Genomic DNA, 12,019 nt, shown 5'->3' on the forward strand with positions numbered 1-12,019 from the left:
AGCTAAAGGATTTAAGACTTTAATTGCCTTTAAAGTTATTTCTTTGGCCCTTAGAAGATTGTGGCCAATGCTTCAAAAGGCCAATTGTACTTAAAAGGCGATCGCTACAATTGTCCCTGATAGTTTAGGAGATAAGTAAAATTTTTTCTCCTTAATTTACCAGAGTGAAGGTTATGTGTCGGCAAAATACCTCAAAGATTGTCAATACAAGTATTAATATCAATAAATGAAAGTTTAAATATATAGGACTTACGCAAATTGACTTTTAAACCACCATCTGTAGGGGCGAATGGCATTGGCTAACGCCAAGCTCCGCTAACGCCCTCTCTATATGTAGAGTCTCTGCGTAAGTCCTGATATAGTTTTGTGTTTGTGTTTGTCCTTGTGGAATGGGCATCTTGCCCGTTCCTGATACCGTTCCTGATACCCGTTCCTGATACAGTGCTTTCCGCTGTTATAAGGTACACCAATCGCGGGCAAGATGCCCGCACTACAATATTTTCACTCACATAGCGCTATAACTCAGTAAACTATGATTCTTTTAAATGACTTATCCGAACGTCTCCAGATTGACGACCCGGAAGAACGTCATATCATTAGTCCCTTGACATCCTCCCCGGCCTAAAGGCACGGAGATTCCTACTGAGCCATAGCTCTTCGGCGGGTTGACGCTTTGCTTCGCATAGCTGTCGCTAACACAGGGTGCTGCTTCCTTGGCGGTAGTCTGACGCTTCCCTCCACGTCCGTTTAGAGTTTCCGAGTGCCCCTCGGCAACTAATAATAGTGTAGCATATATTCAATTCACTTGCAAATAAAATAAAAAGTCGCCCTACAAGGGCGAGGCTTTAAACCCAATTTTTCGGTAAGTTGGTCGCAATATGAAACATTATTGTCAGATATAGGCGATCGCTCTTCCTATCGTATCAGTTATTTAGATGGTGTTCTGGAAATCGTCGCCTCTAGTCGTCGCCATGAAAGTGGAAAAACCCGAATTGGAACGTTGTTAGAAATTTACTTTCTGGAAACTAACACGGAATACTTTCCCACAGGTTCCACAACTTTTCGTAAGTCTGAACAGGAAGTGGGAGGCGAACCAGACGAGAGCTATTGTATCGGTACAGATAAGGAATTTCCGGATCTGGCTATTGAAGTCGTTGTTATCTCTGGTGGAATTAATAGGTTAGCTCTCTATCAACAACTAGGGATACAAGAGGTTTGGTTTTGGTTTGGCGATCGCCTTGCTATTTACCATCTGCGACAAGATTCGGATCTATTTGCTGCAACTTTTGGTTATGAGAATATTAATCGAAGTAAAGTTTTACCTGCATTAATCCATTGAGTTATTAACCGAATGTATTCAAAATTCAAGTCCTCTTGCTGCGGCCAAAGCGTTTCGAGCAGGAATTTGAAAGTTTGGCGGGCTATCGGGTATACTTTGAGAGCATTTTGGTAAGAGGCGACAACCATCTCCAATTTCTCGGCTTTGTCTTTTCTAATTTTTTTACAGCAAGATCAAGATTATTTTTCACTCTTTCCCATCGTTCAGGAAAAGCTTTACGGGTATAAACTTTGAGAGCATTTTCGTAATAGGCGATCGCCATCTCTAAATTCTCAGCTTTCTCTCCTCTTATTCTATTAAGGTAAGCAATAGCGAGATTATTTTGTGTCATTGCCCAGTCTACAGGAAAAGCGTCAAAAGTTAAAACTTTCAGAGCTTGTTGGTACGAGGCGATTGCCTGCTCTAAATTCTGTGCTTTCTCTCCTCTTATTCTATTAAGGTAAGCATTTGCTAGATTATTTTTTGTCATTGCCCATTGTTGAGGAAAAGACTCAAAAGTTCTGATTTTGAGAGCATTTTGGTAAGTGGATATCGCCATCTCTAAATTCTCATCTTTGTCTCTTCTAATTCTATTACGGTAAGCATTTGCTAGATTATTTTGCGTCGCTGCCCAATCTACAGGAAAAGCGTCAAAAGTTAAAACTTTGAGAGCATTTTGGTACGAGGCGATTGCCTGCTCTAAATTCTGTGCTTTCTCTCCTCTTATTCTATTACTGTAAGCAACAGCGAGATTATTTTGAGTTCTTGCCCATTGTTGGGGAAAAGTCTCAAAAGTTAAAACTTTGAGAGCATTTTGGTACGAGGCGATTGCCTGCTCTAAATTCTGTGCTTTGTCTCCTCTTATTCTATTACGGTAAACTTCACCGAGATTGTTTTGTGTCGTTGCCCAATCTACAGGAAAAGCGTCAAAAGTTAAAACTTTGAGAGCATTTTGGTACGAGGCGATTGCCTGCTCTAAATTCTGTGCTTTCTCTCCTCTTATTCTATTACTGTAAGCAACAGCGAGATTATTTTGAGTTCTTGCCCATTGTTGAGGAAAAGTCTCAAAAGTTCTGACTTTGAGAGCTTGTTGAAAAGAAGCGATCGCCTGCTCTAAATTCTGTGCTTTGTCTCCCCTAATTCTATTACGGTAAGCTTCACCAAGATTGTTTTGCGTCATTGCCCAATCTACAGGAAAAGCGTCAAAAGTTAAAACTTTGAGAGCATTTTGGTACGAGGCGATTGCCTGCTCTAAATTCTGTGCTTTCTCTCCTCTTATTCTATTACTGTAAGCAACAGCGAGATTATTTTGAGTTCTTGCCCATTGTTGAGGAAAAGTCTCAAAAGTTCTGACTTTGAGAGCTTGTTGAAAAGAAGCGATCGCCTGCTCTAAATTCTGTGCTTTGTCTCCCCTAATTCTATTACGGTAAGCTTCACCAAGATTGTTTTGCGTCATTGCCCAATCTACAGGAAAAGCGTCAAAAGTTCTAACTTTCAGAGAATTTTGGAAAGCAGCGATCGCTATCTCTAAATTCTCAGCTTTGTCTCCTCTTATTCTCTCACTGTAAGTAATAGCAAGATTATTTTGCGCCATTGCCCATTGCTCAGGAAAAGTGTCAAAAGTATAAACTTTGAGAGCTTCTTGGAAAATTGTAATTGCTATTTCTAAATTCTGTGCTTTGTCTCCTCTGATTCTATCACTATAAGCATTTGCGAGATTATTTTGCGTCGCTGCCCAATCTTGAGGAAAAGCATTAAAAGTTCTTACTTTGAGAGCATTTTGTAAAATGGTGATCGCCATCTCTAAATTCTCAGCTTTATCTCCTCTTATTCTGTTACCGTAAGCAATAGCCAGATCATTTTGCATCATTCCCCATTGTTGAGGAAAAGCATCAAGGGTATAAATTTTTAAAGCCAATTGATAATAACTAATAGCTTGTTCTAAATTATTAGCTATAGAACCTTTATTTTTACTACCATACAAACGACCTAAATTGCCAAAAAGATTCCCCCGGTCTGTACTTGAAATTAAAGATTTATTTTGCCGATATAAATCTTCAGCTTGGTGTAAATATACTTCTGCTTTTTCTAAATATTGTTGTTGAAGGTATGCAATACCTAACTCACTCAGTAAATAAAATAATTCTTTGACTGAATCATCCTTAGATTCATAATATTCTGATAAACGTTTCCTTAAAAAATCAATTCTCTCCTGAATTCCTGTTGGTATCGGTTCTATAATTGTACTACGAACTTGAGTTTCATTTCCTCTAGAAACAACTGGAATTTCCAGAGAATTAAACTTAACAACTGAAGATATCCATGACCATACATCAGGAGCAAAATTTGCTAAACGATTAACCGCATAATTAGGTAGGCAAAATATGATGGGATAAGGAATATCTCTAGGTAATAAATCTCGCACATAATTCAAATCAGACAAAAAAGCAGACTTCTTACCTTGTAAACCAATAGCATTTTCTAAACCTTGGATAATTATAACTAATTTATTTTCTGGTTCAATAGTAAAATTGGCTAGTCTTTTCACCATTTCATCTCGGAAAAAAACTAACTCAGGGTCATCTAACTTTAATTGCCAAAACTGAATTTGACTACATTTTTCATCAGTAGTAATTCTTTTAATAATTGCATCTAAATCTTCCTGATAATCAACTTGAATTACACCTAAAGTAAATCCTTTTGCAAAAGTAATAACAGTCAATAATTGATTCAAAGATTCCTGATTTTCAATCAAAAATTGCTCGGTGGGTTTAACTTTACGACTACTTTCACCCATAATATTAACCTCAAGGATTTTATCGCGGTTCTTTAATCTATGAGGTACAGTTTTAGATCCCCCCTAACCCCCCTTAATAAGGGGGGAACCACTTAACTTAAAAATGGGGGAGCTTTCACGCGTCCCCATATTAACATTAACCTCAAAAATTATATAGCAATCAAGTATCCTTAAAAATTCAAAGTCCCCCTTTTTAAGGGGGATTTAGGGGGATCGTAAATGTACCTCATTTAAAGAGAGAAATTCTATAAACTTTTTAATGCTTCTTGGAATAAATCACTTCGTTTAATAACTGGATTAACATAATTCCATCGATTAATACCGTTATATTCTAAAACCGAAGTATTATATAAAACATCTTGAGCTGTTTCCTTATTTTCTAAATTTTTACTCAAACAAACTTCTGCTAAAATCTCATAATGTTCATTAGGAATAACCCGCTCAAAACTAAATTGTTCCTGATTAATCGCATAATCAACATCATCACTATTAATTTTACTATGACCACGGGAACCAGCAGTATAACAAGCTGTCCGCATAATTCGCATTAATTGACGAACATGACCACCACTAGCTTTAGCTATTTCTAATAAATCTTGTTCCGACTCAAACAAAATATCCGGATTAACTCTTTTAGCAATTATCTCAGTCATAGCCTTTAAATATCTGTCATTATATTCTAAATCAATCTTTTGACGGTCAAACTTGTAAATATTAACCATCGGTAAAATATGGGGATTTTGGTCAAAAGCATTACCCACATTTTTCGGAGAATAAACAACAGAAATAGGTACAGTATAAATAATATTACAATCTAATTCTTGCAATTGAGCAGCATAATCAAAAAATAAATGTTCTCCCACATTAGGAGGAACGCGGTCTAAATTATCAACAATAATTAAAATTCCTTTATATTCAGGATACTTTTCCCTTAACTTTTTAGCACCATCTCTTAAGAGAGCATTGATATCAGCTTTTAACCGAGAAATATCTTTTTCTAAAGTCTCTCTAATTATCTTTTTATTTTTATCTGAACCTTTAATTTGCCCTAATAATTTTACCCAAAGTTTAGCCAAAAAAGGAATCGGACTTTCATTCCCTAATTGACCTCCTGCTTCTACACGAACTGAACTTTCTACAGTTCTTTCCTCCTCTTTAGTAATTTCCTTAAACCAATCTTCAAAACTCTTCAATAATCTTTGGTCTAAACTAATATTTTTCCTTCTTAGTTGGTCTTCAACCTGTTTAATAATTACTAGATATAGGTCTGTATAACGAGCATCATTAATATCTAACTCTTCATCAGCCATAAAATAAATAATAAAATATTCAGCTTGTAACTTTGTTTCTAATTTTCTTAATTCTGTAGTTTTTCCCCCACCACGATGACCTGTAAATAAAATTGTTTGAGTTTTCCCGGTTCAGCAGAACTTAAAATAAAATTAATACTATCAATAGCTTCTGTTTTCTGACTTCAGATAAATCATAATAATATTTTCTTAAATTCTCACCTTCAAGAGGAAGAACATTAGAAATATTGTAAGCATCTCCTAGTGTTACGGCACGATAATCTTCAGTCATTTGATAATTCACCTTTTAAAAATATGATTAATATAGTAGATTCGGTTGTATATAAGGTACAAATATTAATGTTAAGATGTTTGTAGTAATGAATATAGACTTTACCGAAAAATTGTGGTATAAAGCCTCCCCTTTTAAGGGGATAAAAAGCGGTCGTTTTGCTGGCGCACAACTCCCTTAACGCTGCGCGACATGTTTGCGGAGCTGACCTAGGAAAAAGCGGAGCTTCCCGTTAGGGTGGGATGGATGGGTTTCCTAACCATATCCATGAGACCAAGATAAGAAAAAATTTCCTTTGAGTCAATCCTATCCGTTTTAAAGGAGAGGTAATTCTAAATTCTTAATTCTAAATTCTTAATTATTGAAAGCCGACTTTGGTAGTAACTATAAATTATGCCTCAATTAGTAAAGCTTTTATCTAAAACTAAAAGCAATAGCTGAAGTTCGCAGTTCTGACCTTATGAGGCTAGCTGACGGCTGTTTGGGCAGCATTCCGCAGGAAATTATTACATCAGACTGATATTATATCACATTCATTAGTGACAATATTAACTTAATATCTAAGCATTATAGCTCAAATTTTCAGGTCATTTATATCTGCATTTTATCGTAATTAATTATCCGGAATATATGTTTGATACTTTGAATCTATTGTTAGGAGGTAATCAATTTCAGTATCTTCAAACTGCTAGTAATTGCTTTTGACTCTTGAATTGAGCAATCAACAACTAGCATTTGAAAAAAATTGATTTTCAATATTTTTCTCAGTAATATATTTTCAATTGGGTGCATTTTTTTCAAAATTATATTAAATTTATCGTTACTATAGAAAAATAAAGGCTGTAAATATTTCCATAACTAAGCAAAAAATCTCACTTAAATAAAATTTAGTAACTAAAGGAGATACTATTGTGGATACAGCACCAGTTGCCAACTACTTAGGTTTCTTAGCATTAGTATGCTATGTAATTACCCTACTACCAAGCATTTTGAGAATTGTGTTTCCCAGCACAAAAAAAACAGAATTTCCTAAAATATTGCTGAAGTATCGTCGTCATATAGGTGTAATTGCTTTTCTATTTGCTTTTGCTCATGGAATGTTGCTAGTGAGCAAGAGAAACTTTGATTTTTTTGATATCCAAACTTATTGGATATATATACAAGGAGTCGTAACTTTCATTATTTTCACACTACTAACAATTACTTCCAATGATTGGAGTATGAAAAAAATGAAAAAAAATTGGAAGAAATTACATGAACTGACTTATCTAGCAATGTTCCTCTTAGTCTGGCACGTCATAGACAAAATGTGGGGTCATTGGAGCTACCTCACCCCATTAGGAATGCTCGGAATAACAGGTATAACTATTTTATTTATTGTAAGAAGATGGATAGAGCATCGAAAAAAACTGACAAAAACTAAGAGTGCAAATTAAGTCAAAAATAAACAGTGTCGCTACGCGGAAGTCAAAAGTTAAAAGCGAGTGCTTCATTAATTGATAATTGATAATGGATAATTGATAATTACCTCTGGTTTTAACAGAAACGGAATTGAATATAAGGAAATATTATTTCTTCTCTTGGTTGATTAGATATGGCGAGGAGACCCATCCATCTCTCGACCGCTTTTTCCCCTTAAAAGGGGAGGCTTTAAACCATAATTATTTAATTATTTAATTATTAATTATTAATTATTAGGTAATTCTGAGGAAACCTCAGAATGTAAGACGCACTCAAGACAGTCAATCATTTTTGATTTGTAATTGTTTTAGAATTTTGGAGTTGCTGAATTGAAGCATGAATGCGCGATTGTTTGGTTCTGGTTAAGCCCCCTAAATCCCCCAAAATTGGGGGACTTTTAGAGTTTTATTCCCCCCACGCATTGGGGGGTTAGGGGGGCAAAATCATACCCAGAATCAGCAACGCCAGAATTTTGTAACTGGTCAGTTATTTCCGCCATCCTGCAACAGTAATTTTAATTTTTTTCAACAACAGGACTTACGCAAATTCACCTTGAAAGCACCATCTGTAGGAGCGTTTTGCTCCGCAACATATAAAGCGGCAGCTCTGCGGAGCGCAAATGGCATTTGCTAACGCAAAGCTCCACTAACGCACTAGCTATCTGTAGAGTCCCTGGGTAAGTCCTGAACAAGTAATCATCAATAGTAGGATTAAAAATTATGCTAGCTAAACCCAACCGCCGAAAATATTCTACAGTAATAGCAGCAACTACTTTAGCAACTATTGGTGGACTGTGGTCCTGGCGATCGCTATCAATATCAACCAAAAACTTGGTCCGGCCACCTGAGCAAAAAACTCTGCCCTCTCTAACCCTTTCAGGACATAAAGGATGGGTGTATGCAGTTGCTATGAGTCCAGATGGAAAAACTCTTGCCAGTAGTAGTTATGATGGTGTAATTAAAATTTGGAATTTAACCAATGGTAAATTGCTGCATACTATCAATGCTCACGCAGATGCGATCGAATCTCTTGCTATGAGTCCAGATGGTAAAATTCTTGCCAGTGGTAGTTGGGATAACCGCATTAAACTTTGGAATATTGCAAATGGAAGTCCGCTCCAGACTCTCGAAGGTCATACTGATGATGTGAAAGCTATAGCTATAAGTTCTGATGGAAAAACTCTTGCTAGCGGTAGTTATAATGGTGTAATTAAAATTTGGAATCTTAATACTGGTTCTGTTGAGGGTAGTTTTCAACATTCCGCTCCTGTCACATCTCTGGTTTTGAGCAAGGATGGAGAAATGCTTGCTAGTGGTGGTAAAAATGGTCAAATCAAAACCTGGCAATTGAATACAGGTAAACAACTCCACTCCTTGGCAGCACATAAAAACACAATTTGGGCGATCGCTTTTAGTCCCGATGGTAAAATTCTTGCTAGCGGTAGTCAAGACCGAAAAATTAAGTTATGGCAGATGGAAACTGGTCAACTACAATGCACTCTAGAAGGACACGACAAAGCAGTTTTGTCTGTTGCTTTTAGTCCCGATAGCAAAACTCTTGCTAGTAGTAGTTACGACAAAAATATTCATCTGTGGGAACTAGATACAGAAGAATTATTAGAAACATTTACAGATCATTCTAAAGCTGTTTGGTCGGTAAAATTTAATCCTGATGGACAAACTCTTGCTAGTGGGAGTGCTGATGGAACAATCAAATTGTGGTCTGTATCTGACTTTAGTAGTAATGATTTACAGAATACAACTCCCCCATCTATTGTGAAAGAGGAAGCAGAAATTATATCTGTTTCAGAGATTACTGATATAGCTGAGTTAGAAGAGTTAAACCAAAAGTTATATGACCAAATTGACCAAAGTTGGCGGCAGACTCCAACATGGTATGAAGATTTAGTGTTTGAGGTAAAAGTTAATAGGGATGGAGCGATCGCTAGTTTAGAACCCATGAATGAACCTGCACAATATTATCGTCAACACACACCTTTACCCAAGTTGTTAAATTCTGCTAATTCTGAAGTTACGAGTCAGAGACAGTCTTTTGCAATATTCCGGGTAGTCATGAAACCGACAGGGGTACTTGAGGTTAGTCCTTGGAGTGGTTGGTGAAAGAAGCAGTCAGCTTTCAGCGATCGGTAGACTTTTTGTGAGACTCCCTAATTTGCAGAGCATTCCGGAACAGAAAGGAGATTTCAACTCCTCAACTATCCGACTTATCAGAAGTCATATCAAATCTGGTTAATTGCACATAGAATCTGGCTATATAATAGACATCTCCAATAATAAAAAATCAAATCAATTATCGCATTCTTATTTATCAATTCTTTCCCCCTAAGACCTACGGACTTTGAATACAAAGTCCCTACCTACTGCCTACTCCCTATGAGTGCAGGAGATGTCTAAGAGGCTGTTTATTCTATAATTACTTCAATATTTAATCTCCCCACTCCCTCACTCCCCTACTCCCCTACTCCCCCACTCCCCCACTCCCTCACTCCCCTACTCCCCTACTCCCCCACTCCCTCACTCCCCTACTCCTCACATTCCCCACACTCCCTTGGAGGAACTGGGTCATAACCACCGGGATGAAAAGGATGACAACGTAAAATTCGCATAATTGCCATTCTACCACCTTTAAAAATCCCAAATCTTTCTATCGCCTCCATTGCATATTCTGAGCAAGTGGGTTGAAAACGACAGGATGGAGGTAATACTGGTGAAATGAAAATTTTGTAGCCTTTAATTAACTTAATTAGTAATACTTTCATATCCTTAATCCCGCATTAGCGAAATATTTTTGGAGGGTTGCCCAAAGTCCCTATTATATCATGTCCGGATAATTAGTGATAAAAAAAGTTTTTGTTTGTAGTAGGGCTTTAGCCCCTGAGATACCTATATATTAAGGCTAAAGCCCAACTACAAGCTGTAATTATAACTATTCAACCGGACATTATATTATATCAAATCCGGTAGCATCGGTACAATTCACACCCTGTAGGGGTTTGGTCAGCAAACCCCACAAACCCTGAGTTTTGAGCATGAATGGCCAGCACAGTATAATATCATGTTCGGACGGGTCAGTTATAAATAAAATTTGAGAACTGACAGTACCGAATAAATACTGAAATTATCTTGAAATACTGAAATTATCTTGATTTTCTCCTTTCTTCCCCTCCTGGGAGGGGCGAGGGGTGGGTTGACTCCTGACTCCTCGCTAAGTTATTTATAAGTATTCAACCGAACATGATATAAGAAGGCGAATGCCATTCGCCCCTACGAGAAACCAACGGATTTAATATTACAAAAATAACTTCTGACTTCTGACTTCTGACTTCTGACTTCGCTAAAATGTCATGGTCTCTTTTTTCGTCAAACACATAGCAATTCCCTTTTCGTAGTAAGCCGCCTCATTAATAAAAACTGGCCATGTAGGAATTTCTTCTTCATAATAAATTGTTTCGCCATCAAAGGTTAAAAAAATTGGCTCCCCTGGAGTTAATTGTTGGTAATCTCTCCCTTGTAACTCAGGATGAATCATTGCTGTTATTTCTCCATCTTTATTCTTAGGATAATCTACAACTTTGAGATGTTTATAGACAGTAATATCTCTATTAATTAGATTCAATTTACCTTCATTGAAGTTTTCGATAAAATCTAAACTTGCCTGAACTAATCTTTCTGTTTTCTGAAATAAATCTGCTTTGAGAGTACCTTGAGCGATGGGACCTACTTCAATACCAAAACTTAATTCACAAATAGAATTTACAAAAGCATTTTCTTCTCCTGGATTAATCCAACTATAAACTCTAACATCTGGTTCAACTGAACTTAAATAAGCAGCAATTTTGAGGTTAAAGGGATGATTATTAACTAAAACTATTGTTAACCCCATGTTAGCAGTAGTAGTATGCAAATCCAAGATCAAATCAAATTTAGGATTCCCTTTAGGTCCTAGCATTTGATTAATAAACTTTGCTCTAGTTTCTTCATAATTATTATTGTTTTGATTTTCTAAATCCTGGAGTTGAAAGCAACGATTTAAGTCAGTATCAACGTATCTTCTAACCAGTTCAAATGCTTGAGGATTAGCAAATAATGTTTGAGTTTCAAAATTAGTTCTACTAATCAAGTCAGGAAATTTTTCAAACTTTTTAATCAGATATATACCTGTAAATTCATTACCGTGAGTCCCCCAACAATTGCCACTTTATTAATTTTTTCCATTTTGATAAATTCCCACCATAAATATAATTAATTGATGATTACTCAATTCAATTATTAATCTTTGTATATCATGTCCAGTAGCATCAGTATTGTATAGCAAACTAAGCATTCAGCAGTCAGCCATCAGCTATCAGCTATTTGTTATTAATTCATTATCATACTAGAGGGGAATTATCCACCAAGAAGAATTAAAATTCAAAATTCAAAAGTAAAAAGTAAAAAATAAGAAGTAAGAAGAAAATTATAGTAATCAATAGGAGTCAAGGATTCAGTAAGTATTTATGCTTAATATTTAACTAAGAATTTGACTCCCGATCTAGGTAAATGAAGATAATTTATATAGTATAAATATCTAAGCAAGCTACAGATTTTATACTAATTTTCATGTGACAAATTGAAGTGCGGAATGTGGGTTTATAGGGTAGTGGCATAGGGGTTAACAACCGTTAACCTCTACTATATTTGGTGGTTATGCGTAAGTCCTGTAAAAGTAAAATACACCAATTTTGTAAATTTTTCCAAATTATTTTCACCTATTCAACTCTTATCGAATAATTAATAATTTAGATAATTAAATAATTAAATAATTCAGGTTTAAAGCCTCCTCTTTCAAGGGAAAAAATTTTT

Annotated in this window: 9 protein-coding genes; 3 read left to right on the top strand and 6 right to left on the bottom strand. The window is 36.0% G+C overall.

The genetic code is table 11. From position 1 onward, the window contains the following. The first annotated feature begins 889 nt into the window (after window positions 1-889). The gene (locus tag SAGCYANO_RS24385) at window positions 890-1,339 is read left to right on the top strand and encodes a Uma2 family endonuclease (protein WP_237396639.1); all 450 of its coding nucleotides are present in this window, start codon (window positions 890-892) and stop codon (window positions 1,337-1,339) included. 82 nt (window positions 1,340-1,421) lie between these two features. Here SAGCYANO_RS24385 and SAGCYANO_RS24390 read toward each other — a convergent pair whose 3' ends face one another. The 3 genes from SAGCYANO_RS24390 to SAGCYANO_RS45550 all read right to left on the bottom strand — a co-directional run bounded on the left by SAGCYANO_RS24390 (window position 1,422) and on the right by SAGCYANO_RS45550 (window position 5,696). After that, on the bottom strand, window positions 1,422-4,115 hold the full coding sequence (locus SAGCYANO_RS24390) for a tetratricopeptide repeat protein (protein ID WP_237396640.1): 2,694 nt from the start codon (window positions 4,113-4,115) through the stop codon (window positions 1,422-1,424). Between the two features lie 245 nt (window positions 4,116-4,360). Next, complete coding sequence (locus tag SAGCYANO_RS24395) at window positions 4,361-5,518, bottom strand: P-loop NTPase fold protein (protein WP_305081055.1); 1,158 nt, start codon at window positions 5,516-5,518, stop codon at window positions 4,361-4,363. 28 nt (window positions 5,519-5,546) lie between these two features. Further along, window positions 5,547-5,696: a hypothetical protein gene (locus SAGCYANO_RS45550; protein WP_237396642.1), complete on the bottom strand. Its 150-nt coding sequence runs from the start codon at window positions 5,694-5,696 to the stop codon at window positions 5,547-5,549. Window positions 5,697-6,607: 911 nt separating this feature from the next. Between SAGCYANO_RS45550 and SAGCYANO_RS24400 the strand changes: the two genes are divergently transcribed. Next, window positions 6,608-7,132, top strand: a complete 525-nt coding sequence (locus tag SAGCYANO_RS24400) for a ferric reductase-like transmembrane domain-containing protein (RefSeq protein ID WP_202222452.1) — start codon at window positions 6,608-6,610, stop codon at window positions 7,130-7,132. Window positions 7,133-7,876: 744 nt separating this feature from the next. Continuing rightward, window positions 7,877-9,277 carry a WD40 repeat domain-containing protein gene (locus SAGCYANO_RS24405; protein WP_202222453.1) on the top strand — a complete coding sequence of 467 codons (1,401 nt, stop codon included), beginning with the start codon at window positions 7,877-7,879 and terminating at the stop codon, window positions 9,275-9,277. A 422-nt stretch (window positions 9,278-9,699) separates the two neighbouring features. Here SAGCYANO_RS24405 and yidD read toward each other — a convergent pair whose 3' ends face one another. The 3 genes from yidD to SAGCYANO_RS24420 form a co-directional block, all read right to left on the bottom strand. Continuing rightward, complete coding sequence (yidD, locus tag SAGCYANO_RS24410) at window positions 9,700-9,936, bottom strand: membrane protein insertion efficiency factor YidD (RefSeq protein ID WP_202222454.1); 237 nt, start codon at window positions 9,934-9,936, stop codon at window positions 9,700-9,702. Window positions 9,937-10,401: 465 nt separating this feature from the next. After that, window positions 10,402-10,545 carry a hypothetical protein gene (locus SAGCYANO_RS24415; RefSeq protein WP_202222455.1) on the bottom strand — a complete coding sequence of 48 codons (144 nt, stop codon included), beginning with the start codon at window positions 10,543-10,545 and terminating at the stop codon, window positions 10,402-10,404. After that, window positions 10,512-11,333: an aspartoacylase gene (locus SAGCYANO_RS24420; RefSeq protein ID WP_202222457.1), complete on the bottom strand. Its 822-nt coding sequence runs from the start codon at window positions 11,331-11,333 to the stop codon at window positions 10,512-10,514. Before SAGCYANO_RS24420 ends, SAGCYANO_RS24415 begins: the two co-directional genes overlap by 34 nt. Window positions 11,334-12,019 lie beyond the last annotated feature (686 nt).

Source organism: Okeania sp. KiyG1, from assembly GCF_014132355.1.
In the GTDB taxonomy this organism is placed as follows: Bacteria; Cyanobacteriota; Cyanobacteriia; order Cyanobacteriales; family Microcoleaceae; genus Okeania.